This is a genomic window from Sorangium sp. So ce363, from assembly GCF_051520435.1.
Taxonomy (GTDB): Bacteria; Myxococcota_A; Polyangia; order Polyangiales; family Polyangiaceae; genus Sorangium; species Sorangium cellulosum_B.
In genome coordinates this window covers 9,293,692-9,320,340 of record NZ_CP150333.1, presented here as the reverse complement: position 1 = coordinate 9,320,340, position 26,649 = coordinate 9,293,692, and the positions used below count along the sequence as shown (strand labels likewise).

At 69.6% G+C, this 26,649-nt stretch carries 17 protein-coding genes and 1 pseudogene; 7 read left to right on the top strand and 11 right to left on the bottom strand.

Features of this window, described 5'->3' with window-relative positions:
* Window positions 1-240: 240 nt before the first annotated feature.
* From WMF12_RS35060 to WMF12_RS35035, 6 genes are all read right to left on the bottom strand, one after another.
* Window positions 241-1,014 (bottom strand): DUF6748 domain-containing protein, encoded by a 774-nt coding sequence (locus WMF12_RS35060; RefSeq protein WP_437852348.1) that lies wholly within the window; start codon window positions 1,012-1,014, stop codon window positions 241-243.
* A gap of 508 nt (window positions 1,015-1,522) precedes the next feature.
* Window positions 1,523-2,152: a class I SAM-dependent methyltransferase gene (locus WMF12_RS35055; protein ID WP_437852347.1), complete on the bottom strand. Its 630-nt coding sequence runs from the start codon at window positions 2,150-2,152 to the stop codon at window positions 1,523-1,525.
* A gap of 14 nt (window positions 2,153-2,166) precedes the next feature.
* Window positions 2,167-3,120 carry a LysR family transcriptional regulator gene (locus WMF12_RS35050; protein ID WP_437852346.1) on the bottom strand — a complete coding sequence of 318 codons (954 nt, stop codon included), beginning with the start codon at window positions 3,118-3,120 and terminating at the stop codon, window positions 2,167-2,169.
* Between the two features lie 109 nt (window positions 3,121-3,229).
* A complete protein-coding gene (locus WMF12_RS35045) occupies window positions 3,230-9,226 on the bottom strand; it encodes an AAA family ATPase (protein WP_437852345.1) in 5,997 nt (1,998 codons plus the stop codon).
* Window positions 9,227-9,806: 580 nt separating this feature from the next.
* Window positions 9,807-11,045: a glycosyl hydrolase 53 family protein gene (locus WMF12_RS35040; RefSeq protein ID WP_437852344.1), complete on the bottom strand. Its 1,239-nt coding sequence runs from the start codon at window positions 11,043-11,045 to the stop codon at window positions 9,807-9,809.
* A gap of 221 nt (window positions 11,046-11,266) precedes the next feature.
* The gene (locus tag WMF12_RS35035) at window positions 11,267-14,551 is read right to left on the bottom strand and encodes a glycosyl hydrolase 115 family protein (RefSeq protein ID WP_437852343.1); all 3,285 of its coding nucleotides are present in this window, start codon (window positions 14,549-14,551) and stop codon (window positions 11,267-11,269) included.
* A gap of 1,265 nt (window positions 14,552-15,816) precedes the next feature.
* Here WMF12_RS35035 and WMF12_RS35030 point away from each other — a divergent pair.
* Window positions 15,817-16,458: a hypothetical protein gene (locus tag WMF12_RS35030; protein WP_437852342.1), complete on the top strand. Its 642-nt coding sequence runs from the start codon at window positions 15,817-15,819 to the stop codon at window positions 16,456-16,458.
* A 41-nt stretch (window positions 16,459-16,499) separates the two neighbouring features.
* Here the strand turns inward: WMF12_RS35030 and WMF12_RS35025 are convergent, their stop codons facing one another.
* On the bottom strand, window positions 16,500-17,483 hold the full coding sequence (locus tag WMF12_RS35025; protein WP_437852341.1) for a phosphotransferase family protein: 984 nt from the start codon (window positions 17,481-17,483) through the stop codon (window positions 16,500-16,502).
* Between the two features lie 197 nt (window positions 17,484-17,680).
* Between WMF12_RS35025 and WMF12_RS35020 the strand changes: the two genes are divergently transcribed.
* The 6 genes from WMF12_RS35020 to WMF12_RS34995 all read left to right on the top strand — a co-directional run bounded on the left by WMF12_RS35020 (window position 17,681) and on the right by WMF12_RS34995 (window position 21,951).
* A complete protein-coding gene (locus tag WMF12_RS35020; protein WP_437852340.1) occupies window positions 17,681-17,812 on the top strand; it encodes a hypothetical protein in 132 nt (43 codons plus the stop codon).
* Window positions 17,809-18,267, top strand: coding sequence for a hypothetical protein (locus tag WMF12_RS35015; RefSeq protein ID WP_437852339.1), 459 nt, complete (start codon window positions 17,809-17,811; stop codon window positions 18,265-18,267). Before WMF12_RS35020 ends, WMF12_RS35015 begins: the two co-directional genes overlap by 4 nt.
* A gap of 124 nt (window positions 18,268-18,391) precedes the next feature.
* The gene (locus tag WMF12_RS35010) at window positions 18,392-19,192 is read left to right on the top strand and encodes an NmrA family NAD(P)-binding protein (RefSeq protein WP_437852338.1); all 801 of its coding nucleotides are present in this window, start codon (window positions 18,392-18,394) and stop codon (window positions 19,190-19,192) included.
* Between the two features lie 82 nt (window positions 19,193-19,274).
* Window positions 19,275-20,273, top strand: a complete 999-nt coding sequence (locus WMF12_RS35005) for an ABC transporter ATP-binding protein (protein ID WP_437741025.1) — start codon at window positions 19,275-19,277, stop codon at window positions 20,271-20,273.
* Complete coding sequence (locus WMF12_RS35000; protein WP_437852337.1) at window positions 20,270-21,106, top strand: ABC transporter permease; 837 nt, start codon at window positions 20,270-20,272, stop codon at window positions 21,104-21,106. Before WMF12_RS35005 ends, WMF12_RS35000 begins: the two co-directional genes overlap by 4 nt.
* A 38-nt stretch (window positions 21,107-21,144) precedes the next feature.
* Entirely contained in the window at window positions 21,145-21,951 is an 807-nt protein-coding gene (locus WMF12_RS34995) for an ABC transporter permease (protein WP_437852336.1), read from the top strand.
* Between the two features lie 88 nt (window positions 21,952-22,039).
* Here the strand turns inward: WMF12_RS34995 and WMF12_RS34990 are convergent.
* The 4 genes and pseudogenes from WMF12_RS34990 to WMF12_RS34975 all read right to left on the bottom strand — a co-directional run.
* Window positions 22,040-22,288: pseudogene (locus WMF12_RS34990) on the bottom strand (serine/threonine-protein kinase); the annotation flags it as partial.
* A gap of 142 nt (window positions 22,289-22,430) precedes the next feature.
* Complete coding sequence (locus WMF12_RS34985) at window positions 22,431-24,590, bottom strand: RICIN domain-containing protein (protein ID WP_437852335.1); 2,160 nt, start codon at window positions 24,588-24,590, stop codon at window positions 22,431-22,433.
* Window positions 24,591-24,779: 189 nt separating this feature from the next.
* On the bottom strand, window positions 24,780-25,409 hold the full coding sequence (locus WMF12_RS34980; RefSeq protein WP_437852334.1) for a response regulator: 630 nt from the start codon (window positions 25,407-25,409) through the stop codon (window positions 24,780-24,782).
* Window positions 25,406-26,605: a sensor histidine kinase gene (locus tag WMF12_RS34975; RefSeq protein ID WP_437852333.1), complete on the bottom strand. Its 1,200-nt coding sequence runs from the start codon at window positions 26,603-26,605 to the stop codon at window positions 25,406-25,408. The genes WMF12_RS34980 and WMF12_RS34975 overlap by 4 nt, the downstream gene beginning before the upstream one ends.
* Between the last annotated feature and the right edge of the window lie 44 nt (window positions 26,606-26,649).

Below are 26,649 nucleotides of genomic sequence, written 5' to 3'. Positions count from 1 at the left end.
GGTCGCGTAGGCGATCCCGGACTTAGCGTGTGCTGCGCATGGCGAGGTTGCCCCGGGTGATGTCGAGCCCGACGAGCGGAGGCTCTCGTTCAACATGGAACGAACCGGTCGGACTCGGCTCCGCAAGCTCACCACCGGAGCAAAAGCGCTTGCCACGGGTGTCATCGCCTTCGCGGCGTTGGCCATGATCTGGTTTGTTGTGAACGCGGCGCGCAAGAAGCACGAGCCGCCCAGCCGGCGTCACTTCAGGCGCAGGTAGAACTCCGCCGCGTCGAGGCGGTTCATCGAGCCGGCCGGGCCGGTGATGACCGTGTGTTGACCGGCGACCAGCAGACCGGGCGTGGAGAGCGCCGTCATGCCGCCTTCGACCTGCTTTACCGTGGCCCCGGACGCGGACAGATCGACGCCGTCGAGTGGACCGCTCAGGTTGGTGTTCAGGCTATGCTCGGAGAAGGAGGGGCAGGGATACGTCACGCACACGATCCCGGCGCTGTCGACCCGAGAAAAGTGGCCCTTCGGCGCATTGCCCGTCGCCCCGAGCCAGATTTCGCTGGCGACGAGGACGTCAGCCGGCCGCGACCGCAGGTCGCCGAGCTGGACCTGCTTCAGGCCGCCGCGGACCAGCGCCTGCCCGGCACCGAACGCCTCTCTGGCTTTGGCCTCGGTCGAGCGATCGAGCCCGAGCCCGGACAGATCCAGCTCGAACATGTGGCATTCTTCTTGCCAAGTTCCATCGGCGCAGCGGGTCACGCTCGTGTTGACGCGGGCGACGAAATGGCCGCCGCACATCGGCGCGGCGCATCTGCGGTAGTCAGGATGGGTCGCGATGAAATAGTCCGCCACGGCGACCTCGGCCGCGGCCAGCGCGCCGACATCGTCCTCGACGTCGAGCTCGGCCTGGGCGAGGTCCCCTGCGACACCGCCCTCGCGCGGGGCTTCGCAGGCGAGCGCTGGCGCGGCCAGCACGCCGAGCAGGGCGAGCAGCGAGAGGCGATGATGGGTGAGGTTGAACATCGATGTTCTCCAGGAGCGGACACGGGTCAACGTGGATGCGAGCGCCTCGGCCGGTCCGCAGGCTCGAGGCGCCTTCATGGGCTTCCACGCGTCGAGGGGGCGAGCTGTCGCGAGCACGTACGCCCCTGCCGCCCTGCCACCTGCTCGCCGTGCTTCGCCCGGAGACGATCGCCACCAACGAATGAATGTAGTGTGCTACCAGACCTGCCGAGTGAAAAGCTGGCCGGAGCAAGAATTCGACGAGCAACGAGGCGTCGCGAAATCGACCTGAAGTGACGTGGATTGTGCGGGACTGTCCCCCAAGCTCATCGGTGCTTTACGGAGAGCTTGACGAACTATGCTGGCACGGGATCGCGCCGACTCCGGCCGCGGTTCTGACTCGGATTTTGCCGCTATTGTTGCTCGCGCATCCCCGTCCCCCGGGGCCGAGTGCCGCGGGGAGCATCCGATCTCGGATCGGAACCAGGGTTGGCTGGTCGCATGAGGGTCGGTCGCAGCGAGCTGCGCGTTATCCCGGCTTCTTCGCCACGAGGAACGCAACCATCCTCCCGCCACCGACCTCCCGCTCCTCGATCTCGACGAACCCTGCCTCGCGCATCTCGCGGAGGATCGTCTCGCGATCGTAGGTGTGGACGACCGGCGCCTTCCCGAACCAGCGCAGCACCGTGATGATCGCGCCGTAAGGTACCCAGGTGTCGCCGAGGCAGACGTTGGACGAGATGAACGAGCCGCCGGGCTTGAGGAGGTCGAAGATCGTCTTGAGGGTGCGCCGCCGATCGGGGACGAGGTGGAGGATGGAGTAAGCCCAGGCGCTGTCGAAGTGTTCGGGCTCGTACGGAGTAGGTCCGTCCAGCGTGCCCTGGCGAAAGGTGACGTTGGTCGCGCCTCGGGCCTGCTTCTTCTGGTTGGCGATGCGGATCATCTCGCCCGAGACGTCCATCGCGTGGATGTGGCCGGCGCACGGCGACATCTCCAGGGCGAGCGAGCCGGTGCCGCAGCCGATCTCGAGGACCGTCGAGCCCGGGCGCAGGCGCTCGCGGGTGATGGCCTTCTTGCGCTCGAAGGCGGTGACGTTCTCCACCGGCTTGGCGGCGTACTTCTCGGCGATGTCGTCCCAGAACTTGGCGTCGGTGGTCATCGTGGTCGAAGAATCTACGCACGCGGCGCGTCCGCGCCCGGTGCAAGTTCGTGACGCAGGGGCGCAGTTTCGCGCCACCCCTCGGCCTCGCCGCGAAACAGCGCCGCGCGCTCCGTCATCGCCGCGGTGATGCCCTCGCGCGCGGCCCGCAGGCGCGCGTTGTCCCGGAGATCGCGGTGGCTGAGGAGCCAGAAATCGGCGACGTGGCGCAGGTCCGGCCTGGCGAGGCGCTGCAGCCCGGGCTCCGGATCGCCGGCGTACGTGGGTAACATCACGAAGCCGAGGCCCGCGTGTGCGGCCTCCATCATGATCGCCATCGACTCGAACGTGCCCCAGATGGGAACCTCGGGATAGCTCGACGACGCGACGAGCTCCTTGACGATCCTGAGCACGCTGGATCCGAGCCAGCGCGCGGGGCGCGCGCCGCGCTCGGGGTCGAGCTGGGCAGCGTGCGCGGTCGCGACGTAGTTGCAGAGGGTGATGGGGGCGAGCCGCCGCCCGATCAGGTGCTCCGGCGGGGACGCGCCGGGCAAGAGCGCGCGCACCGCGACGTCGGCCTCGCGCTTCGACAGATCCAGGTTCTTGGCGTCGGCATCCAGCTCGAGCTCGATGCCGGGATGCTGCTCGCAGAGGCCGGCCAGGGCGCGGAGGAGGATCTTCGCGATGAACGGGTCGGTGCAGGTCACCCGCACGGGCCCCTCGAGCCGCGCGTCTTGCCCGGCGAGGCCGCGCTCCAGCGCGGCCATCTCCCGCTCGACGCGCTCCGCCCCCGAGACCATCTCGTTGCCCGCGTCCGTCAGCTGGTACCCGTCGCGGTGCCGGTCGAACAGCTTCACGCAGAGCCGCGCCTCGAGGGCCTCGACCCGCCGCGCCACGGTCGAGTGGCTCACGCCGAGCATCGAGCCCGCCGCGCGGACGGAGCCCGTTCGAGCGAGCGCGAGAAAATGGCGCACGTCATCCCAGTCCACGACGCCCGCCAGCATACCCCTCGCGGGCGCGCGCGACAGATGCAGATGCGAGCCGCCGTGACCGAGGGCGCCGAGGCGCCGCGGGTCGACGTGGCGGCCGAGGCGCGCGTCAGGAGGTCTGCGAGGAAGAGGGCCGAACGACCGGGGGCTCGCAGGAGCGGGAGGCGAGCGCGCTCTTCGGCATGAGGAGGACCAGCATGAACGGCCGGTGGCCATCGCGCTCCTCCCCGGTGAAGCGCACCAGGGCGTCACCGCCGCGAGCCCGGAGGCTCGCGCGCACGATGTCGAGCCCGACACCTCGACCGGCTACTTGACCGATCGTCTCTGCGGTCGAGACGCCGGACAGGAAGATCTGGTCGGCCAGGGCTTCGTCGGGCAGCGCATGAACGCCCTCCCGCCGACGCAGCTTCTCGAGTGAAAGTCCGCTGCCATCGTCGAAGATCTGCAGCTCGAGCCCGCCCGGTCCGCTCCGCACGCGAACCTCGATGCGGCCCTGCGCCGGCTTGCCGGCGAGCTCTCGCACGTCGGGCCTCTCGATGCCGTGATAGAGGGAGTTGCGAAAGCACTGAACCAGGATGTCTTTCACGAGTCCCGTCCAGTCGCTGGCCAGCTGCGCCTCGGCCTGCTCCGTGAGCACCGCGGGCGCGGGCTTCCCGAGCTCCGCGGCCAAGCTCGGCAACATCTCGCGCGTCTCGTCGACCACGCGCGCCACCGACGTCGGGTCGAGGCGCGCGAGGACTCCACGCAGCTTGCGCGCCAGCTCCTCGGCCGCGTCGGTGGAAGCGGCCGTCGCGACCAGGCCCCGGATGTCGTGAAGGACACCCTCGCTCCGTTCATCCAGCCCCTTGATCACGGCCGTCAGCCTCTCCTGGCAAACCGACTCGTATTCCGCGATCGTTCGCTCGACGGCGTCCAATTGTTCCAGCAGTTCGCGCCTGTCGACGGGCTGCTCTGGCTCCCGGCGCAACGCCTGGCAGGCGTGCTCCGCAGAGTGCAGGCAGTCCACCAGGTGCGTGAAGCCGTGCAGGCGAGCGTTGCCTTTCAGGGTGTGCAGGTCGCGCAAGGCGGCATCACAGAGCTGCTCGGAGCTCTCGACGTCCGGCCCGAGCGCCGCGCGATTTGCGGCTAGCAGCTCGCGACAGTTGACGCAGAACGCTCGTGTGGCCTCGACGCCGCAATCGAGCGCCTGCACGATGATGTCGACCTCGCGCTCCTTGTTGCGCGCCGCTTGCCGCAAGCTACGCAGCAAGGTCACGTCGCGAACCGTGACCAGCAGGCGCTCCACCTGGCCTGCTTCCGACTCGATGAAGTTCCAAGTGATCTCCAAGAACTGGGGTTTGCCGCCGGGACCCGTACGCTCCACTTCACGGATCAGGTGGTGGGTATTCAGCGCCGCCAGCCACGGCTCTTGATCGAAGGCGCAGCTGAGCGCTGCCTCTGCCGCGCTCCACGCGTCCGGTCGCACGCTGGAGCCATCGAACAGCAGCGCGAGGCAGTCGCGACCGACCAGCTCTGCACCGCCGAGGATCTCCGCCAATCGTCGAGAGTATCCCGGTTCGACGCGGCGGTTCCGGTCGATGGTGAAGACGCCCTCGTCCAGATTGTCGAGCATCGAAGCGATTTGACGGTTCTTGAGCGCCAGCTCCTCGGTGCGCTGGGCCACTCGTCGCTCCAGGCTCTCGTAGAGCTGTGCGTTGTAGATCGAGATCGCCGCCTGGCTGGCAATCACCTGCAACGCAGCCAATCGATCGAGCGTGAAAGCATACGCGCTGACGTTGTTCTCCACGTACAGCGCGCCCAGGACGTCGCCCTTGCGCATGATGGGAGCGCACAGCACCGAACGCACGCTCCGCTTTCGAATCTGCGGGTCCGCCTGGAAGGCGCCGGCCTTCGATGCGTCGTCCAGCGTGACGGCCTCTCCCGTGCGCAGCACGTAGCTGACGACGGTGGGGCACAAAAACTCGGCTTCCGAGTACTCCACGCGCTGCGAAAGGCTCGTGATCGGGCGCTCCACGTGGGCGCGCGCCTCCACGTAGTACGTGCGATCGGTGTCGTCTTGCAAGACGAGGCAGCCGTGCTCCGCCCCGGCGTTCTCGATCAACGTGGCCATCAGCGCTGCGAACAGCCGCTCGGTCTCGACCTCGACGAAGATGCTCTGCGTTGCCTTGAGCAGGGACGCGCTGTCGAAACCCTGGCCGGCCGCCATCGCGCCGCGCGGCGTCGCGATGTCTCCTCTGGCGGCATCCGCGAGCAAAGCGGGGTGCTCACGCGCCAGCAATTCGAGCTTCGCCGTGGCGCCCCAGTCAGCGTAGAGCCGGTAAGCCGTCTCCAGGCATGTCCTGGCGTGAAGGGGCTCGTCCAGCGATAGCCACATCTCAGCCTGGTGCTCGTGGACGAGCGCCCGCAAATGGATGAACCCGTCTCCGGCCGTTCTGATCGCGTCGCGGTAGCGGGCGAGCACGGCTTGCAGCGGCTGCCCCGTCAGGCGCGCGTGCTCGGCGGCCAGGAAGTGGGCCTTGTGAGCGAAGTTCTCCGAGCACAGACGGGACCAAGCCTCGAGCTGCTTCAGGTTCTCCTCGATGACAGCGAGCAGGGCATCCCGCGCCTCCGGGCCTCCTTCGCGGCACGCCCTCGCCGCCAGCAGCCCCTCGAAGAGCTTGTAATCGGGAAGCGAGAACTGCCCCGCCGCGATGATCAAGAACTCCCGGGTGAACTCCGTCCACTGACGCGCCGAAGCGAAGTCGCCCAGGATGAAGCTCGTCATCATCTGGGCTTGCCCGTAGGCGTAGCAGTACTGGGTGCTCTTCTCGGCAACCACCACGGCGGTCGCCTCGTGGTCGGCCGCGGCGACGGCCTGCTTCTCCGATTCGCGCGCCGTCAATCGAGCGACGGCTCGCTCGACGACCAGCGCATTGACCAGCTGACCTGCCGCCGAAATGTGCGTCAAATACCGCCGCAGCTCCGCTACCTGCTCGCGACAGGCCCGCAGCCGCGCGCCGACCAAGAACGAGCGCTGGGCGCGATCGCTCTTGGCGTAGGCGACGTGCTGTAGGTCGCCGAGCATGAGCCCGCTCTTCTCCCCTCGGTCGTAAACCGCGAACAGATCTCGGTAAGTCCCCTTCCAGTGCGCAAGAAAGCCCACGAACACGAAGCACACGCCCGATTCGACCGGGGTCGGCGAGAAGCGCTTCAAGAGCTCGAAGGCAGCCAGGCCGATGCGATAGGCGGCATCGTAGTCGCCCAGCATCGCGAGGAGGATGATGCCGCAGTCAGCGAAGTTCTTGCACGAGACCGCGTCGACGCCGCGGCATAGCGCCAGGTCGAACATGATGAGCTCCGCCAGGAAGAACAAGGGCGGATAGGTTTGAAACGCCGGAGGAATCACCTGCGCCAGCAACTCGAGGACCAAGCGCGCCCCTGCGTCCTCTGCCGTCGGAAGAGCCGGCAGGCCCTCGATCGTCACGCGCGCCAGGTGCGCCTGCAGCTTGCCGATACCCTCACCGATGCCCTGGTTGATCTCGTCGGGCGCCTCCGGCAAGCGCACGCCGAACTCGGCCAGGGCCGCGCGCACCTGGACCACGGCGTCCAGCATTCGCCCGCCGTGCTCGAGGATCCGGGTCTTCAAGACATGAACTCGGCCGCGCGCCAGGCGGTCGGGGGCGAGCCTGAACGCCTCCTCGCAGAACGCTTCGACATGCGGGTCAGCCAGCACGAACGCTGTCTCGGCGCGCGCGAAGATCGCTCGAAAGGCCAGATCCGACGAACGTTCGCCCTCGCAGCTGGCCAGCAGCTCGACGGCGATCTCGGCGTGGGTTCCCGCGATGCTCCACGCGCCGCTCTGAAGCGCCTGGTGACTCGCGGTCAGGTTGAGCTCCACGAGGTCGAGGCGCTCTTCTCGGTCATGGATCGCGCGGCGAGCGGCGTTCAGATGATGAAGCACCTCGAAGATTCGACTCGGCGCGCGATCGCCCCGCAGGCGCTCGCGCAGGATCCGTCCGATGCGACCATGAGCTGCGACGCGCTCCGCGTCGCTGGCGCGTGAGAGCGCCGCCTGCTGCACACGCGAGTGTTCGAAGGCGTACGATGCAGGCTCGTGGCTCCGGCCAGGCGCTGACGGCTCCGCTCGAGCCTCGACGGAGACCTCGGACAGGAGACGATGGGACAGCCCCTCGCGAACGAGCTCGAGACAGGCCGCGAGCGGTCTGTCCACGGCCTCCGACAGGGTCTGCAGATCGAAACGCATGCCGAAGCACGCTGCGGCAGACAGCAGCCTCGCCGCCTCGGGACAGAGGTTCTCGAGGCGCTCCGCCATCAACGCGCCGACATTGTCGCAAGCGGGGTGCGCCTCCGCGCGCTGCAAGTCAGCGGACCATCGGCCGCGCTCGACCTCCAGGCGCAGGATGCCCTGTCGATGCAAGGAAACGAGCAGCTGACCGATGAAGAACGGGTTACCGTCGGTCTTGCGCCTCACGATCTCCGCGAGCCCGCGGGCTTCAGCGACAGGCGCGCGCAGCGAGCGAGCCACGATCGCCGCGACCGCCTCGGAGGACAGCGGCCCGAGCGGCAACGTCAGCACGACCTCCTTCGCCCGGTGCAACGTTCTCTGCAGGCTCAGGAGCGTCGGTGCGTCACTGACATCACCGCCGCGGAGCGCGGCCAGCACCATCACGTGACTCGAGTCGGGATTCGTCAGGATGGCAGACAGCACCTCGGCAGAGGCGGCGTCGAGCCACTGAGAATCGTCGAGCACGAAGGCGAGGGGACGCTCCGGCGTGGCGAAGATACGGATGAAGGAGAGGAAGACATGCTGCAACCGGCGCCGCGCCTCGATGGGGTTCAACGCGACGATGGACGTGGAGGGACCGGTGACGCAGTGGAGCGCCGGCACCAGCTCGGTCATGATGCCTGCGTTGTGCCCCAGAGCTGCGGTCACGCGCTGCCGCAGCTCCGTCAGCTCGGCTTCGGAGAGCGACAGCAGGTCCCCTGCCAGGCGTCGTAGCACCTGCGCCAAACCAGACAGCGGCACTGCCTGAGCTCGCTCTTCGAACGCCGTCGACAAGAGGCGCGCCGGCGCTCCGCTGTGCTGTTGCAGGAACTCCGCGAGTACGGCGGACTTTCCGGCGCCCGCGGCTCCTGGCATGAGCACGAGCAGCCTCTTGCCGGAGCACACGTCGTGGAGGGCGCCTGCCAGCGCGGACAGCTCGGCGTCGCGTCCTTGGACGTCTCGACTGACGATGAATTGACTGGAAACGTCATTCTCCCCCAGGACCACGGCAGGGAGGGTCTGCGTTCGCCGGAAGCTCTCACAGAGCGTGGTCAGGTCGCTCAGCAGCCCGTGATCACTCTGGTAGCGCTCGTCAGGATTCTTCGCGAGCAGCTTGGACACGAGCTGTGCGAGGAGCGGCGGTATGTCGGGCGACAGCTCGGTGACGAGCGGAGCGCGCTTGGACACGTGCGCGTGAGCCCAGCCGATGGCGTCGGTCGCCGCGAACGGCAGCTGGCCCGTCAACATTTGGAAGAGCGTGACGCCCAGAGAATAGTAGTCTGCTCGGTGATCGGGGCGACGGTTGAGGCGGCCCGTCCGCTCTGGCGCGATGTGGGCGAGTGAGGGCGCGGATTCGCAAGCGGCGCCGCCTGCCGCGTCTTCGGAGACTGCCAGGAGATCGGCAAACTCGACACGTCGAGTCTCGAGATTGACCAGAAAGCTGCCATGGCTCATGTCCTCATGAAGCAGCCCCTGCTCGTGCGAGCGATGCAGCAAGCGAGACATGCCGAGCGCGAGCTCCAGGCACGTTCCGACCTCCAGACCCTTCGCGGGAATCTCGAGCGGTGCGCCTCCGAAGTCCTCCATGATGAGCGAAAGCTCGCCGTCTACCTCGCGCACGTCGCCGTCGATCGCGAGCGTGCCGATTCGACGCCACATCTGCAGCTCGAGCTCCAGGACCCGGCGCGGCTGAGCGACCTCGTTCCGGAGCGAGTGCAGCAGCACGCTCGCGCCGGAGGTCGCGCGGCGCGCGCGCCGCCAGATGCTGCGCGGCAATACGGCCACGGTTTCCGTGATCTGATAAGCGTCGTCACCGAGGTGCGCTTGACTGTTTCGGTTCATTGATTTGCGTCCCGCTCGCTTTCGTCGCCCGACGCTGGTTCTGCCGTGTGCTCGAGAACTGCGCTCCCCCTGATGGCTGAAGGAGACACAGCGCCTCGCGACCCCCTGCCGGGAGCCGCTCACCCGCTGCGCCGCCGTCGCCTCCCGCTCTCGTCCTGGCGCCCGGTGCCGGCCCTGGCGCCTCCCGTGGGAGCAGGGTCGGCGGCGCGCTCTGGCCTAACGACGAGAAATCGACGAACCAACGCAGAGAGAAGGAAATCCAAAGCCTTCCGAAACGTCAAGCCCCAACTGCGGGACCTTGCCCCGGTCGGCAGCGCATTCGTCGCTGCGAGCTGGCACACTCCCATGAAAAAAGCGACGCTATATCAACGACTTAACCCATGCGTCGAAGGACGCCGCCGTCACTCCACAGCCTGCGGGAGCTCGTGCCTGCCGTGCGCTCGGGCTCAGCGCACGCACGGTGGCCCGCTGGTGCGACGGGCGGGCGCCCTGGGATCGCGACGGGCTCAGCGCCAGGGGATACGTGCCACGGTGATCGTGAAACGGGGCCCTCGGGAGCGCCACGAACCTGCTCCCCGCTTCAGAAGTCCCGGTAGTCGACCTTCATCTGATCATAAGGCGCGATCATGCTCTCGATGACATCTCCGTTCGGCGAGAAGATGCGCTCGTGCCACTCGGTCGGCTCCCAGATGAAGGTGCCGAGCCCGCGCTTGTCCGGGATGTTGAACATCAGGTCGTTGGCCGCGCGCTTCTCCCACGAGTACTCCGCCACCACGAACTTCAGGTCGGGATAGCGCTTCACGAGATCATCGAAGTTCGCCTTCCACCCCGAGGGCGGCCCCTGGTACTCGGTGTAACAGGACTGGCCGAGCACATCGAACTCGACGCCCTGCCCGAGCACCCCGTCGACCCACCAGCGCGTCGCCGCGTTGTCGTCGCAGCGGTCGAGGTGCAGCATGACGGTGATCGTGTCGTCGGCGTCCTTGACGCCCTGGATCCCGGCCTTCAGGAGCGAGCCCAGCCCCTGGAACGCCTGCCCGGTGACGAAGCCGTCAGGCCACAGCAGCCCCTGCGGGATCTCGTTGCCGATCTGGACCATGTCCGGGCGCGCGCCGGCGGCGCTCAGCTGCTCGATCGCGTCCCGCGTGAACTCGCGCATGGCGCTCGCCAGCGCGCCGCCCTCGAGATCGGTCCAGGCGACGGGCTTGTGTTGATCGTCGGGGTCGGCCCATACGTCGCTGTAGTGAAAGTCGAGCAGGAACCCCATGTTCGCTCGCTTCACGCGCCGCGCCATCTCGATCGTGTGCTCGAGATCGCAGAAGCCCTCGCGCGAGTAGGGGTCGTCGTCGACGGCCGCGTCGGCGTACACCGCGGTCGGGTCGTTGAACAGGCGCAAGCGGATCCAGTTGAACCCGTGCGCCTTCAAGATCTCGAGGATGTCCTTCTCGACGAGCTCCCCCGTCCGCGGATCGATGTCGCGGAACACCTTGCCTCCGGCCTCGCGCTCCTGCACCCACGAGATGTCCGCGCCGAGGATGAAGCCCTGGGGCGCGCCCGGCGTCCCGTCGCCTCCGCTCCCGCCCGTGCCCGCGCCGCCCGCGCCGCCGGCGCTCGCGGACGTTCCACCCGCGCCGCCGGTGCTCGCGGACGTTCCACCCGCGCCGGCTCCGCTGCCGCTCGTGCTGCCGCTCGCGCCGCCCGCTCCGCTCCCCGTGGACGCCTCGGCGCCCGTCGACGTGGCCTGACCGGCGCCGCCCCCGCCGGCCGCCCCGGCCCCCGAGCTCTCACCGCACGCGGCGAGCGCCGGAAGCAGCGTCACCACACCCATCCATCCCAGCGTCTGTCGCAGCATCCCTGATCCCGGCGAGGATCCTACCATTGGCCATTCGCGCGATCACGGCGCACGAAGAGGGCGCGTCCACGATCGCGGCGCCGCCGGTAGAAAGATCCGCTGTTGGTAGGCGCCCGGGCGCAGAAATGACGAGGGCCCGCCGCACAGCGTGTGCGCGGCGGGCCCTCGGACTGCTCACAGACGATGGTTTACTGCTGCTCCGGCCCCTTGCCCATCCAGTAGCTCTCGGGCGGGCCCAGGAGGCTCTCCTTCACGCCACCGGCGTCCACCACGATCTTCTGGACGATCACGCCCGGATGGACCATCCACACCTTCAGCGTGTGGTCACCCGCCGCGGCGATCGTGTGCTTGGTGCGCATGATGTTGGCGTTGTCCGAGGTGTGCCGCTCCCAGATCTTGTTGCCGTTGCCGTTGAGCTCGACGGCGTGGCTCGTGTTGACCTTCTGGATCGGACCGTCGTCGAACGACACGGCGTACTGCAGGCCCTCGGCCCAGTTCTGGAAGTTGTTCCTCGGCGACACGTAGACATACACGTTCACCGGGCCGCTGCTCGTGAGGTGCATGTCGTACTCGAGGCGAGGCGACGCGCCGCCGGGCTCCTGGGCCTCGGCCGTCACAGGGAACGGCGTCACACCCGACCCGGTGCGCCCGATGTCCGGGAGCAGCTTCCACTCGACGTCATCCGTGCTGACCGCGCGGCTGTAGTGATCGGCTTCCATCGAGACATAGCCGTTCGCCTCGATGAAGCGGTTCGGCTTCCACGCGACCTGCCGCGGGTCCTCGACGCGGGCCGTGACCACCACCGAGCTCCCGTCCGAGCCCGTGACCGTGATCGGGACATCGACCGGGAACGTCTGGTTCGTGGGGATCATGACCCAGTCCACCCTCACCGTCGCGCGCACCTCCTTGTCGACGACACCATGGCTCGGGTAAACGTTCAGCCACGGCGGGCACGGCGTGTTCGCAGCCCAGCCGGTGGGGCACTCGACCGGGAGAGCGACGTCGATCGTGTACTCGAGCGGCTCGCTGCCGCGGTTGAACACCTCGATGTACTGCTCGGGCTGCGTCTGATACCGGCTGAACGCGGGCAGCACGGGGGTCGCGGTTGTCCCGTCGCCTGCCCCGGTGCCCGTCCAGAAGTTGCTCGATCCGTCGATCGCCACACCGAGCTCCGCCGCTTCGGGGACCTCGATCGAGACGAGCTCAGGCCAGATGAACTCCTGGATGTTGTTGTACTGGTGCTCCGGCTGCTGCCAGGACGGGTTCCCCGGCGCGCCGTAGCCGATGTGAGGCTGCGTCTGGAAGCCTTCCCACTTCCCGTCGGCGAGATCGTGATTGTAGTAGTAGGAGAGCGCCAGATCGTCCTGGAGCCGCGCCTCAGCGATGGCCGCCAGGTCGTTCGTGGCCGCGCGCCCCTGCGCCGCGTAGAGCTTGTTCTTGAACCCTGCCAGGCGCAGCGCGTACAGGTTGGCGGTCGCCTTCACCTGGTAGAGCACGAGCTGGAAGTAGGCATCCTGCACCTCCTCCGGCAGGAGCCTGGCCGCGAACTCCGCCTGCGAGGCCAGCGCCTCCCACTCCTCCGTGACGCTCTCGAGCTCGCGGTAGTTCGTGAGGCTGAACGGGCTCGCGCCGTCGTCGTACGTGATCGCGGCCGTGTCGGGATCCGGGACGTCGGTCGTGGGCGCGCTGACCATGAGATCGTAATCGACGGTGATCTTCCGGTTGGTCAGCTCCGGCTTGCGATCCGACTGCAGCAGCGCGTAGCTGCGCAGGATGTCGGCGATGATGTCCGCGTGCTCGGAGCCGAACTGCTGCTCGGTCCACCGCCGCTCCCAGTCGCCGATGCGCTCGACCGGCCAGCGGTCCGGGTTCCACGCGTAGTCGAGGAAGAACTGGAGCGGGAGCTCCTCGTTCTTGAAGTCTCCGACGTTGACGACCCAGAGCCGGTCCACGCCGTAGTTGTAGGCGAGGTGGAGCTGCTCCCAGACGTTGGGCAGGAGGATCGTGTCGACCCACTTGTAGTTACGGCCGCCGCCGACGTAATCGAAGTGGTAGTAGAGGCCGAAGCCGCCGGCCCGCTCCTTGCCGAGCTCCGGCAGGCGCTTCATGTTGGACCAGTTGTCGTCGCAATAGACCACCGTGACGTCGTCCGGCACGGTGATGCCGGCGTCCCAGTAACCCTGGATCTCCTTGTACAGCGTCCAGACCTGGGGGATGGTCGTCACGTCCTGCCCCGTCACGTCCTCGAGGATCTTCCGCTGGGACGCGACGATCTCCTGCATGAGCGGGATGCCGTCGTCCGGGGGCAGGCTGACGTCGCCGGGGCCGCGCATGCCGAGCGTGACGACGCCCTCGATCTTCTCGTCGACCATCCGCTGGATGCCCTTGGTCCAGTGCTTCTTCAGCGCCTCGGAGTTCACCGAGAAGCGCCAGTCGCCCGTGCCGCCGTACGGATCGGTCTTCGGCTTGGTGACGGTGCCGGCCGCGTCCTTCACCTCCGGGATCACGTGGCGATTCCACTCCTCGATACCCTGCATCATCGGGGCCTCGTGCGAGGTCCCCATCACGACGCCGTACCGCGTGGCCGTCGCGTGGTTCTCCGGGTCGTCCTCGCCGAACGCCCGGCCCCAGACGGCCGGCCAGATGTAGTTCGCCTTCATGCGGAGCGCGACCTCGAAGATCTTCTCCCAGTAAAGGTGGTTGAGCCCTCCGGGGAAGCCCTCCGCCTTGCCCGGCCCGAACATCTTGGCCGCCCAGTTGCCCGTCGCGGGGTTCTCGTCGTTGATGAAGAACCCGCGGTACTTCACCTTCGGCTCGCCCTGGGTGTGCTGCCCGGGGAGCACGAACAGCGCCTGCTTCTTCTGGGCCGGGACGTCGTCCCACCAGTACAGGGGCGACACGCCGATCTGCGAGGAGAGGTCGTACGCGCCGAAGATGGTGCCGCGCTGGTCGCTGCCGGCGATGACGAGCGCACGGTCCACGCCCTCCACCGGCTGCTCGACGATCTGCGTGACGAACGTCTCCCACTTCCCCGTCAAGCCGGAGACGTCGAGCCGCTCGTCCGCCACCAGCTGATCGATGATCGGGCTATTGCCCACCGTCCCGACGAGGACCACTTCCTTCGCCGACGCCGGGATCTCGTGGTTGACGGCCGCGGCAGTGCCGGTCACCCGCTGGATGTCCGCCGCGAGGTCGTCCACGACGCGGTTCACGCCCGCATAATCGCTCTCGCTGACGACCAGCGGAGCGACCTTGCCGCTCACGGCGAGGGGGAAGCGATCCGCTCCACCTTCGGTTGAAACGTACTTCTCCAGGGAGCCCGTCACCGGGTCGACCGGCGACACCGGCGTCTCGCCGGGCGGGCCCTCGGGCCCCGGCTCTCCGGGCGCGCCGGGCGCGCCCGGCGCGCCCGGCTCTCCCGGATCGCCCTTCGCTCCATCCGACCCGCAGGCGGTCAACGAAGCGAGCGACATGGGGAGCAGCAAGCAGAGTAGCGAGGATCCGATTCGACCCTTCCTGATGACCATGCGTGCGTAACTCATAACGGTGTTTCCCTCGTTGATGCGGCTGACCGGCGTCGTCGACGCGCCCGCGCTGGACACGGGCCGTGACCTCCGGCGCTGAGGCCGGGCGCTCCTATGCAATCGTCCAAATCCCTGCGGCGATCCGCGCGATCGTGATCGTGATCACGAGGCGCTATTCCGAGCGAACACGCCGTGGCGATCCCGGTGATCACCACGGCGTGACATGCACACCGACGGTCCCGAGGCCCGCAGGCTCGACCCGCACCGGCCGCGCCGGACAGGACGCGCCCGCTTCGGGCCGCCGGAGGCGCGTGGAAGCGAGGCGCCCTTGACGCGCGGACACGGTCCGGCGCGGAAGGCCCCTCGCTGCACGCCGCGTCGCCTGCGGTCGGGCTGGGTTCCGTGGTCGATAGTTGTTGACAGATGAAGCTCGGAGGCAGAGTACGCCTTCTCTGCACAAGCTGGCTGGGTGTGACCCAGGTTGCACCTCGCTGGTGTGGCCCGGGAGAATTCCCGCAGCAAGCCGATCTGATCACGAATCGCCTCGATTTTTCGGGTCGGCATCCGTTTTGGTGATCGTGGCGCACGGGGGGATGCCGCCATGCGTCGAGGTGGCTGTGGCCTGGTGCGCGCGTTTCTTGGCTTACCGCAGCGGTGATGAGTGACAGTGCTTATGAAGTTCCGCTCGTCGATGGGGAAGAAGGCGTTGTCCTGGTAAACGATGTTTCCCTGAGCATCTGCAACCGTCGAGAGCGACGCCGCAACGACCTTCAAAACGCCAAGATGCTGCGTCAGTCACGTGCCTCGAGGCGAACAAGGATAAGTAAGGCTCATTACAAATAAACCAAGAGGGGGTACAGTCAGGCTGGCCCGTTCCGCCGCGATACTGCTTCGAGAACAGCGCCATTACAAGAGGAGGCTTTCGGGCGCTCCAACAGAGTTTCGAGGCACGGGGGTTGCGTCAGTGTGTGCCGGGTGGTGAGTCCGATGGCTCGTTTGTGCCATCATGGGTCATCGGCAAGCGCTGAGGGCGGCGCGTCAATTTCGCGGCGCTTCGCGTTGCGACGTCGCCCCGGTGCTGTCCGCCTGCGGATGGAGGCTGGAAGCCGCGGAGCGCAACGGCGCCGCCGCGACGTGAGGACGGTGTGGCGCGCCGCTTGCTGTGCGCCATGCCTGGCACAACCTCCACAGGCTCGTTAAGAAAGGGCAACACCATGAGAGCACATCGCATCATCCAGGGAGCGCTCCTGCTGGCAGCGGCGCAGCTTCCTTTCGTCATCGCTTGCGCGCGCGTCGTCGAGGGCTCGGACGGCGCCGAGTCCGAGGCGGAGCCGGACAGGGGCGACGACGCGGATCCCGGGCCGGAGTCGTCGGACACCACGTCGGGCGGCGGCGCGGACGCGCCCGATCCGGCTCTCGATCTGTTCGCTTGCGGCTTCGAGCCGAGCTGTCAGCCGGTCACCATGCACGCCTATCCGATCCCGCCAGAGGCGCTCCCGTGCGCGGCCAAGCTGGTGACCGGAGGCGGCACGGGCGTCCTCAGCTCGCTGCTCACGCCTGGCCCGTACATCGACGAGACCGAATCGCTGATCTTCGTGCTGGGCGACGGCACCGCGCTGGTGCAGACCCGCGAGAGGCACTGCGGGCGCGAAGGGATGGAGTGCGGGCCGACGCTCGTGTGGGAGGCGCCGTCGCCGCATCAGATCTGCGACCTGGTTGTCTCTCCGGACGTCGAAGCAGCGTGCGAGGAGGACGCCGAGGGGTGCGGCTGGAGGCCGTGGGCTGACGTGGCGAACTGCCGGGCCGTCGAGGAGCACTCCTGCGAGGACGTCACCGCCCTGCTCGCGGCCATGTGATCGCGGCGGGGCGCGCCGGCCGCGAGCGGCCAGATCTCCCCTCAGAACGGCCAGATCGTCTGTTCCAGCTCGGGCAGCGAGGAGACCTGGGACTCCCATCCTTCGAGCCTGAGCTGGAACCTGAGATTGCTGTACCTGTGCAGCAGCGCGAGGGCCATCAGCTTGCGGCTCAGCGCTGGGCCCAGGTCGGCAGGCGGGTATCCGTAGGCGCCGAGAAAGGCGCGCTGGAGGTCCGCGCTGCCGGCCGACAGGAAGAGGCACGGGCCCAGGAGATCGTACTCGGGTGCTCCGAGGCACGCGTCCGCGAAGTCGATCACGCCGGTGACGGTCCACCTCCCGCCCGCTCGGGTCACGAGGAGGTTCTCCGGCGTGTACTCGCCGGTCAGCAGGACCGGGACGACGGATGTCGGCAGGAGAGCGCGGGCAGACTCGAGGTAAGCCGGGATCTGCGAGACGAGGCGCTCGGGCAGGCCCATCCGCCGGTGCCGGCTCTCGCATTCGGCGATCTGGCGCTCCAGGAACGCAGCCCAGCCGAGATCGATGCTCTCCAGTCCAGAGGTGGGCAGCGCGTGGGCGGCCCTCATGATCTCGCCGATGCGGGCGAGCGCCTCGGCGCGCTCCGCGCCGCTCATCGCGGGCCAGGCCTCTTCGAGCGTGCGCCCCGGGAGGCGCGAGATCACGAGATAGGGCCAGCCTTCGAGCTCCGCTTGCCAGAGGAGCTCCGGCGTGGCCACGGGGACGTTCCCGTGGAAGCGCGCCAGTGAGAGGCGCTCGGCCTCGAACTGGTGCCGGAGGAAGGGCGGGAACAGCTTGATGATCTGGCCTGCGTCGTTCGAGACGACCACGTTGGTCCCGTGCGCGAAGGCGGAGAGCCCGCCCGACGAGAGCCCGTGGCGCTCGCACACCGCGCGGATCGCCGGGAGAAAGGCCGGGAGGTCGGCGCGGATCCGGTCGAAGCCGCCGGGGCCATCGAACGACGGGAACAGGGATCGATCGCCGGGGGGCGCGCAGGGATCGGGCGGCATCGAGGCGGCGGGTACCGTAACCCGCGCGCGCCGGCGCGGCCATCGCGGAATCGGGGCGCGCGCGCTCCTGGTGAGCATGGGCCGCGGGCCCGGCGCGAGCAGGGAGACCTGGTGGCGGGGCCCGAGCCGTCGGATAATCCACCGCGGGAGACGTCGCTCCCCGAGCTCACCCGGTCCGCCTGAGAGGAGCATTCCGCATGCAGATACCCGACGCCTCGGAAACCTTTATCGAGCAGGTCGTCGCGAGCTGCTCCTCGGCGCCCGGCGTGCCCGGTGCGGTCGCCGCGTGCTTCTGGGGGCGCGACCTCCTCGAGGAGGCCGGCGGGTGAGCGCGCTCCTATTGCGGACCGCAGCGAACCGGGACCGGGCGCGCGCCGCCGTGGCGGCGCTCGGGGCGTTCGTGCTCCTGAGCTGCCTGGGCCCGACGGCGGGTCAGGTCGATCTGCCGGGCTTCGACACCCCCGTCGAGAAGGCGCTCTCGTTTCCGGCGGGAAAGGCGCTCGAGTTCCCGGTGCACGCCGAAAGCTACGAGCACAGCGGCGCAAACCACGTGCGCATCGAGGTGACCCTGCTCCGCGGAGGCGCGCCGGTCGGCACGATGGCGTGCGACGGCTTCGAGCTGGAAGGCGGCGCCGGGTGCGGATCGAGCGCGACCCACCTGAACGGCAGCTGCGCGATGACGGTCCCCGCCGGCGGGAGCGAGGCCATCCGGGTCGTGGCGAGGCTCGCGAACAGGGACAATTCGGCCAGATTCGACGGGCTCAGCGTCTATATCCGGGATTGAAGGCCGGCCGCGCGGCGAAGGCGGGCAGGGCATAGACGTTAACCAAGCTTCGCGTCGCGTTCTCCTGCCTCCGAACGTTCACGTTCACGTTCATGTAAACGTTGACGTTGGTGACCGATGGTGGGTGGAGGGGGCGGGCGGCCCCGTCCGCGACGCGGCGAAGGGGCAGGCGTGGAAGGCGAAGGGGGCCGACGTCGCGGTCGCGCAGCTCGGCGACGTGGCGGCGGTCGCGCGGGCGCTCGAGGGCGTGAAGGGGGCTTATCTGCTGAGCCCGCCGTCGGTCGCCTCGGACGATCCCCTCGGGGAGAGCAGGGCGCAGGTCGACGCCATGGCGCAGGCGATCGCGGCCAGCGCGGTCCCCCACGTCGTGTTCCTCTCGTCGATCGCCGCGCACCACGCCGAGGGGACAGGGCCGATCGTGACGGTGCACCACGCCGAGGAGAGGCTCTCCGCCGTGGCGCGCGGCGTGACGTTCGTCCGGCCTGCGTACTTCCTCGAGAACTGGCGCTCGGTGTTCGCGGCGGTGAAGGGCGACGGCGTGCTCCCGAGCTTCCTCCAGCCGGGGCGCGCCTTCCCGATGGTCGCGACGGAGGACATCGGCCGGGTCGCGGCGGAGCGCCTCCTCGTCGGGCCGGCGGGCCGGCGGGTCATCGAGCTCGCCGGGCCGGAGGACTACACCCCCGAGGCGATCGCGCGCGCGCTCGGCGAGGTCCTCATCGGCAGGGAGGCGCGCGTGGTGCATCTGCCGCTCGAGCAGGTGGCGCCGGTCTTGACGTCGTTCGGCGTGTCCGCGCCCATGGCGGCGCTCTACCGCGAGCTGTACGCGTCGCTCCACAGCGGCCACGTCGACTTCGAGCGGCGCGACGGCGCGGTGGTGCGCGGCAAGGTCGGCGCGCAGGCCGCGTTCGCGGCGCTGGCGGCTTGACCGAGGTCGGGGCCCGCGGCGCTGGCCGCTCGACCGAGGTCAAGTATGCTCCCGGGCCGCCCGTGAGACCCTGGCCGCCGTCATGCCGCTGATCGTCGTCGAGGACCTGCGCAAGGCGTACCGGGTGGCCGAGCGCCGGCCGGGCGCCCTGGGCGCGCTCGCCGGGCTCGTGCGCCCGCGCTACCGCGCCGTCGACGCGCTCGCGGGCGTCTCGTTCTCGCTCGATCGGGGCGAGCTCGTCGGGTACATCGGGCCGAACGGCGCCGGCAAGTCGACGACGGTCAAGATCCTGGCGGGCATCCTCGTGCCGGACTCGGGGCGATGCGAGGTGGCCGGCCGCGTCCCGTGGCGCGAGCGCGTCGCGCACGTGGGGCGCCTCGGCGTCGTGTTCGGCCAGCGCACCCAGCTCCTGTGGGATCTGCCGGTGATCGACTCGTTCGAGCTCCTCCGGGACATCTACCGCGTCGCCGCGGCCGATCACGCCCGCGCGCGCGACGAGCTCGTCGCGATGCTCGATCTCGGGCCGCTGCTCGACACGCCGGTGCGGCAGCTCAGCCTCGGCCAGCGCATGCGGTGCGATCTCGCGGCCGCGCTGCTCCACGCGCCCGACCTGCTCTTCCTCGACGAGCCCACGATAGGCCTCGACGCCGTCTCGAAGCTCGCGGTGCGGCGCTTCGTGCAGCGGCTCAACCGCGAGCGCGGCGTCACGGTGATCCTGACGACGCACGACATGGACGACATCGAGGCCCTCTGCTCGCGGGTCATCCTCATCGCCGGGGGGCGGGTGCTCTCGGACGGCTCGCTCGAGGCGCTGCGGGCGCAGGTCACCGCGGAGCGCTGGCTCATCGTGGACCTGGCGGACCCGGCGGCGGAGATCGCCGAGCCACGCGCCGAGGTGATCCGCCGCGAGGGCGCCCGCGTGACGCTGCGCTTCGACCCCGCCGCGATCTCGACGGCGGAGCTGGTCGGGCGCGTGACGGCCCGCACCCCGGTGCGCGACCTCCTGGTGCAGAACCCGCCCATCGACGAGATCGTGGCGCGGCTCTACGGCGAGGGCGGCGAGGCGGGGGCGCCGCCGTGAGCGCGCCGTTCGCGGGCTTTGCGGCCAATTTCGCCGCCTGTGCCGCCGTGTTCCGGGCGCGCTGCCGCGCGCTCCTGCAGTACCGCGCCGCCGCCGCGGCCGGGTTCGGCACGCAGCTGTTCTGGGGGTTCATCAAGGTCATGGTGCTCGAGGCGTTCTACGGGAACGCCCTGTCGGGCGCGCCGCCGCCGATGGCGCTCGGGCAGGCGATCACGTACACGTGGCTCGGACAGGCGTTCTTCCAGCTGCTGCCGTTCTCGACGAACCCCGACCCCGAGGTGCGCGAGCTGATCCGCACCGGCGCGGTGGGCTACGAGCTGGCGCGCCCGCTCGATCTGCACGCGCTCTGGCTCGCCCGCGCGCTCGCCGCGCGCGTCGCGCCGACGCTGCTGCGCGCGGTCCCGATGTTCGCGGTCGCGGTGCCGCTCCTCGGGATGGGGCTGCCGCCGTCGCTGGCCGCCGCGGGCGCGTGGGCGGCGGCGATGGTCGGCGCGGCGGCGCTCGTGGCCGCGTTCGCGACGGCGGTGACGTCGACGATGCTGTGGACGACGTCCGGCGACGGCATCGCGCGGATCGTGCCGTCGCTCGTCCTCGTCGCCTCCGGCATGATCGTGCCGCTGCCGCTGTTTCCGGCGTGGATGCTCCAGTGGCTCGACGCGCTGCCGTTCCGGGGCATGGTCGACGCGCCGTTCCGGCTCTACCTCGGGCACCTGCCCGCGGGGGCGCTCCCCGGCGTGCTGCTGCACCAGGCGCTGTGGACCGCCGCGTTCGTGGCGCTCGGCAGGGCGATGGTCGCGCGCGGCCTGCGCCGGCTCGTGGTGCAGGGCGGCTGAGGGACGAGGAACGGGCGAGGAGACGAGGAACAGGCGAGATGTCGCTCGATGCAACGAGGCTTTACCTCCGGCTCGCCGCCGCGTCGCTGCGGGCGCAGATGCAGTATCGCGCGTCGTTCGTGATGTGGTCTGTGGGGCAGTTCATCACGGTGGGCATCGAGCTGCTCGGGGCGTGGGCGCTGTTCGACAGGTTCGGCGCGGTCCGGGGGTGGCGCTTCGCGGAGGTGGCGCTGCTGTTCGGCCTCGTCAACGTCTCGTTCGCGCTCGCCGAGTCGTTCGGCCGCGGGTTCGACACCTTCTCCGCGATGGTGAGATCGGGCGATTTCGACCGGCTCCTCCTGCGCCCGCGCTCCACGGCGTTCCAGGTCGCCACCGGGGAGTTCCAGTTCCTGCGCGCAGGGCGGCTCGCGGTCGGCCTCGTCATGCTCCTGTGGGCCGGGAGCGCGCTCGGCGTCGGGTGGACGGCGGCCAAGCTTGCGTTGCTCGTCGGCGCGATCGTCGGCGGCGCCTGCGTGTTCTACGGGCTCCTCGTGCTCCAGGCGACGCTGTGCTTCTGGACGATCGAGTCGCTGGAGATCATGAACGCGTTGACGTACGGCGGCACGGAGGCCGCGCAGTACCCGCTGACCCTGTACCGCGACTGGTTCCGGCGCTTCTTCACGTTCGTCGTGCCGCTCGCGTTCGTGAGCTACATCCCCGCGGGCGCGCTGCTCGATCGCCCCACGGTCCCCGCGCTGCCCGAGGCCGCGCGCTGGGCGTCGCCGCTCGTGGGGGTGGCGTTCCTGCTCGTGTCGCTGCGCATCTGGCGCTTCGGGGAGCGGCGATACCAGTCCACCGGGTCGTAGTACTACAGCCGCGGTTAGCGAGCCGGGGCGCGTGCGCCTCGGCCAGCCCCTCGCACGCCTGCAGCACGTACCCCACGGCGACCTCGATCGGCGGCGGCCCGTGCGCCCGCAGCAGCGCGCCGAGATCGCAGCCCTCGAGCAGCTCGAAGACCAGGAATGGATCCCCGGTGTCGAGGAAGCCCAGATCGAAGATGCGGGCGACATGCTCGCCGCGCAGCGCCGCCGCCGCCCGCCCCTCGCGCAGGAAGCGCTCCCGCGCCGCGGCGTCGACCAGCGCGTCTCGGCGCAGCAGCTTGAGCGCGACCTGGTTCCCGAGGTGCAGGTGGCGGGCGGCCATCACCACGCCCATCCCGCCCTGGCCGAGCAGGCGCTCGACGCGGTATCTGCCGGCGATGACGTCTCCGAGGCTCACCGGGGCGCTCATGGGCTTCGCGGCGCCCGAGTATAACGCCGAGCGAGCGCGCCTGGTCGCCCGGCGTTCAAGGCCGCTGCGCGACGGCGAAGAGCTGGTTGTCCGAGCCCGCGCAAGGCCACTGGATGATCCGGGCGCCGGCCTCGGTGCTCGCGTACTCGACGTCGAGGCACTTGCCGCTGTGCTTGGCGACGAGCATCGCATACCCGCCGCCGGCGTCGACGACGCTGAACCGCTGGTTGTCGCCGCCATTGCAAGACCACTGGATGACGGGCGCGCCGTTCGCGGTGCTTGCATCGTAGACATCGATGCACTTGCGGCTGTGACGGGCGACGATGTTGACATCGCCGGCGCCTGCGGGGGTCAGATCGAACTGCTGGTTGTCGTTCCCGAGCTCGCTCCACTGGATGAGCGCGGCGCCGTCCGCCGTGCTGCCGTCCTCGACGTCGAGCAAGAGGCCGGAGTGCTTCACCGAGACGCTCGTGCGGGCGGCGAACACCTCGACCTCGGTGAGGCTGAAGGGCCTCGTGCTGCCGATGTCGTTGAGCTGCACTCGAACGAAGCGGCCCTGGTGGTTCACCGTCATCGAGAGGCGCGGGGGCGCTGTGCCGGAATAGGGGAGCGCCGTCCAGCTCGCGCCGTCCTCCGAGACCATGACGCTGAAGTTGGTGAGGCGCTCGGAGCAGCAGTCGGTCCGGTTGTAGACAACGACCTCGCCGATGGCGGTCGAGCCCCCGAGGTCCACCTGCCACCACGGCGTCCGCTCCCATTCCGTGTGCGTGACCGAGCCCTCCCAGAACGCGCCGTTGAGGTCGCCGTCGACCGCGAGGGCCGGCACGCCGCCCACGGCGACGGTCGACTGCGTGGCCGGCCTCCCGAGCGCCAGATTGCGCCGGATCGGGACGACCGCGCGGTGGTGCTCGGCGCCGGTCTGATCCTTGCGGATCGCGACGAGCTGCCGCTCCTTCATCAGCACGTCGAGGAACGCCCCGGCCTCGGCGCCTCCCGCGACGAACGTGGGAATGCGGTCGGGCCCGAGGTAGCGCCCCGCGGGGCGGGTGAAGGGGACGACCCAGTCGGCGCTTTCGGGATCAAGGTGGTAGTGGCCCGTGAAGATCGCGGCCACATTGTACGTGGCAATCACGTCCCAGTACGCCGCCCGCTGCGCGGCCGTCCACCAGGCCGGGCCCGCGCCGTCGTTGCCGGTGGAGAGCGGGTCGAAGCCATAGTGGTGCATCAGCACCACGGGCCTGCCGGAGGGGCCGACGTGGGCGGCGAGATCGCTCCTCAGGAACTCGAGGCTCCCCATCGGATCGAGCGAGCTGTCGTACTGATCCGCGGTCGTGCCGTTGCCGGGGAACAGGTTGAGCTGGACGAAGTGGACGTCTTGCCAGTCCCACGAGTAGTGCGGGTCTCCGACGCGGGTCGCAGAGGTCGAGCGCTTCCGGGTGCGGATGTCCCTGCGGATCGCCTCCGGGTCGACGCAGGTGTCGAACCCGAAGCCGCAGGCGAGGTGCTGGTCCCACGTCGGGCGGCTCAGGTCGTGGTTGCCCATGCCGTCGTACACGAAGCGTGACATGCCGCGGATTCTGTCCTTGTAGTCCGCGAACTCGTCGAGCGGGCGCGCGTTCTGGGTCAGGTCCCCGGCGATGAGCAGGCCGCGGACGCTGCGATCGGCCCTCAGGATCCCCAGCATCGCGCCGAGCACCGCGTCGGACGTGCCGTTCTCGGACGAGGTGTTGTGGTACTGCGGATCGCCGGTGGCGAGGAAGTGGATCCCGCGCTCCGAGGGGTCCAGGCTCATGCTCTGCCCGAGCACCGACGCGTCGATGAAGTTGTCGTTCCAGTCGTAGGACGTGCAGTAATAGTTCGGCGGCAGGCCGAGGGAGAACCGGTCCTGCGCGTCGATGAGCGCGACGCCGCCTGCTGGCATCGTGATCACGCAGTTGAAATTGCTGGTCTCGATCTGCGCGGTGAGGAGGGCGCCGCGCGCGCCCGAGGGGTTGCAGTCGGTGTTGCTGTAATGGCAGGCGCCGGAGTCGTGCGCGGAGATGGCGCTGTCGTAATCTCCCTCCAGGACGCGGGCGCGGACGCTCTCTCCCGTGTTGTTGTATACCTCGAACGCGCGCGCGCCGCGCGGTGACGCGAGGCCGATGGACACCAGGGTCGCTGCCTGCAGGGCCCGGACGGCGCCGCGGAGTCGGGACGATCGGTACGTGGGCTTCATGCTCATGTCCTCCTCTCGGGCGAGCCTCGCCGGCCGCGCGCCGCTCCCTGGCCTGGGCGGCGCGCCGCGCATGCCGGCTCGCTCCGTTCGAGGGAGAGGTTGCGCCTCGGCGCGCGCTCCCACCACGGAGCGAGTTTGGGCCGGGCCCCTAAAAAGTTTGGATCCGGGCGCGGGCGCCTCCGGGCCGGCTCAGTCGATGATCCCCATCCGGTGCGCGTAGCTCACCACGTCGGCGACCGAGTGCGCGCCCAGCTTGGCCTTGATCTTCTGGAGGTGCCCGCTCACCGTCCCCGCGGTCAGATCGAGCTCGGCGGCGATCTCGGACACGGTGCGGCCGTGGATGATGAGCGTGAAGATCTGGTATTCGCGCGCGGTCAAGGTCTCGTGCGGGAGCTTCTCCGCGCGCGCCGCGCCGCGGAGGACCTGCTCGGCGACCGTGCCGGTCAGGTACGTGCCCCCGCGCGCCGCGCGGCGGATCGCGTCGAGGAGCTCGTCGCCCGAGCGGTCCTTGGAGAGGTACGCCGCCGCGCCGGCGCGCATCGCGGGCACGGCGTACTGCTCCTCGGCGTACATCGACAGGACGACGATGGCGAGCTTCGGCCGCGCCGCGCGCAGCCTCCGCATCGCCTCGAGCCCGCTCACCTTCGGCAGGGAGAGGTCGAGGACGAGCACGTCCCACGCCCCCGCCTCCGCCGCCGCGAGCAGCTCCCGCCCGTCGCTCGCCTCTCCGACGAGGCGCATGTCGGAGGCGCCCTCGACGAGCTGCCGGAGGCCGTGCCGGACGATGGCGTGGTCGTCGGCGATGAAGACGCGGATCACGGGGCGACCTCCTCCCGCGCGCGGCGGCTCGGGGCGGGGAGGCGCACGCGGATCGTGGTCCCCTCGCCGCGCCGGCTCTCGACGCGGAGCTCTCCGCCGAGCGCATCGGCGCGCTCGCGCATGCCGACGAGGCCCATGCCCCGGCGCTCGCCCGCGCCGGCCGCAGCGCCCTTGGCCCCCTCGACGCCGATGCCGTCGTCGCGGACGACGAGCTCGAGCGCTTCGTCGCGGAGGGTCAGCTCGACGTCCACGCGCGAGGCGCCGGCGTGGCGGGCCACGTTGGTGAGCGATTCCTGCAGGATGCGATAGGCGGCCGTCGCGACGTCGGCGTCGAGCCCCTGCATCGATCCCGACGCGGCGAGCTCGCAGCGGAGGCCGGTTTTCTCGCGCGTCTGCTCGAGGAGCCACGCGACGCCGGCGTCGAGCCCGAGCTCGTCGAGGGCGCGCGGGCGCAGCTCGGAGAGCAGCTGGCGCGTCGTCGTCGCCGTGCGGGCGAGGAGGGACTCGAGCTCGTCGATGTTGCCGCGGACGCTCCTCGGATCGCGCTCGAAGCGCTGCTTGAGGAAGCCCAGCGTGTAGCGCATCGCGGTGAGCTCTTGCCCGAGCTCGTCGTGGAGCTCGCGCGCGATGCGCGAGCGCTCCTCCTCGCGGGCGCGCTCGAGGTGCGCGGCGAGGAGGCGCAGCTCCCGGATCTGGGCGCGGACCCGCTCCTCGAGCTGCCCGACGGGGAGGAGCGCGCGGATCAGGATCCACCACGGCAGCGAGAGCATCAGCACGAGGAGGGCGACGGTCGCGAGGCGGGTGACCCCGCGGAGCGGCGTGTCCACGCCGGCGCGGAGCGCGAGGAGGACGCCGAGCGAGAGCCCGGAGCAGACGCCCATGAAGAGCCCTGCGAGGAGCGGGCGCCGCGCGACGAACGGGTGCAGGAGGACGAGGTACGCACCGAGCGCGGCGAACGCCTGGCCGAGCGGCACCCAGGCGCTCAGCCGATCGGCGCCCCACGCCCCGGGGGCGGCGAGGAGCTCCGGGAGCGAGGCGAAGAGGCCGAGCGCGAAGAACGAGAGCGCCGCCGTCCTGAGCGCGCGCGCGATGCGTGGCCGCTCGCGGTCGCGGTATGTGGCCTCGGCCGAAGGATCACTCGACAGGAGGGGAGCGGGGGCGATCTCGAGGATTTGCTTGAGCTGGATCCAGACCATGGCGCTCCGATGGACCGCGAGGCTACCGCAAACCCGCGGTGTTG

Excerpts from the sequence above, each read along its gene's own strand:
- WMF12_RS35060 (WP_437852348.1), bottom strand. The coding sequence starts at position 1,014 with ATGTTCAACCTCACCCATCATCGCCTCTCGCTGCTCGCCCTGCTCGGC.
- WMF12_RS35055 (WP_437852347.1), bottom strand. The coding sequence starts at position 2,152 with ATGACCACCGACGCCAAGTTCTGGGACGACATCGCCGAGAAGTACGCC.
- WMF12_RS35045 (WP_437852345.1), bottom strand. The coding sequence starts at position 9,226 with ATGAACCGAAACAGTCAAGCGCACCTCGGTGACGACGCTTATCAGATC.
- WMF12_RS35035 (WP_437852343.1), bottom strand. The coding sequence starts at position 14,551 with ATGTCGCTCGCTTCGTTGACCGCCTGCGGGTCGGATGGAGCGAAGGGC.
- WMF12_RS35030 (WP_437852342.1), top strand. The coding sequence starts at position 15,817 with ATGAGAGCACATCGCATCATCCAGGGAGCGCTCCTGCTGGCAGCGGCG.
- WMF12_RS35025 (WP_437852341.1), bottom strand. The coding sequence starts at position 17,483 with ATGCCGCCCGATCCCTGCGCGCCCCCCGGCGATCGATCCCTGTTCCCG.
- WMF12_RS35020 (WP_437852340.1), top strand. The coding sequence starts at position 17,681 with ATGCAGATACCCGACGCCTCGGAAACCTTTATCGAGCAGGTCGTCGCG.
- WMF12_RS35005 (WP_437741025.1), top strand. The coding sequence starts at position 19,275 with ATGCCGCTGATCGTCGTCGAGGACCTGCGCAAGGCGTACCGGGTGGCC.
- WMF12_RS34995 (WP_437852336.1), top strand. The coding sequence starts at position 21,145 with ATGTCGCTCGATGCAACGAGGCTTTACCTCCGGCTCGCCGCCGCGTCG.
- WMF12_RS34985 (WP_437852335.1), bottom strand. The coding sequence starts at position 24,590 with ATGAAGCCCACGTACCGATCGTCCCGACTCCGCGGCGCCGTCCGGGCC.
- WMF12_RS34975 (WP_437852333.1), bottom strand. The coding sequence starts at position 26,605 with ATGGTCTGGATCCAGCTCAAGCAAATCCTCGAGATCGCCCCCGCTCCC.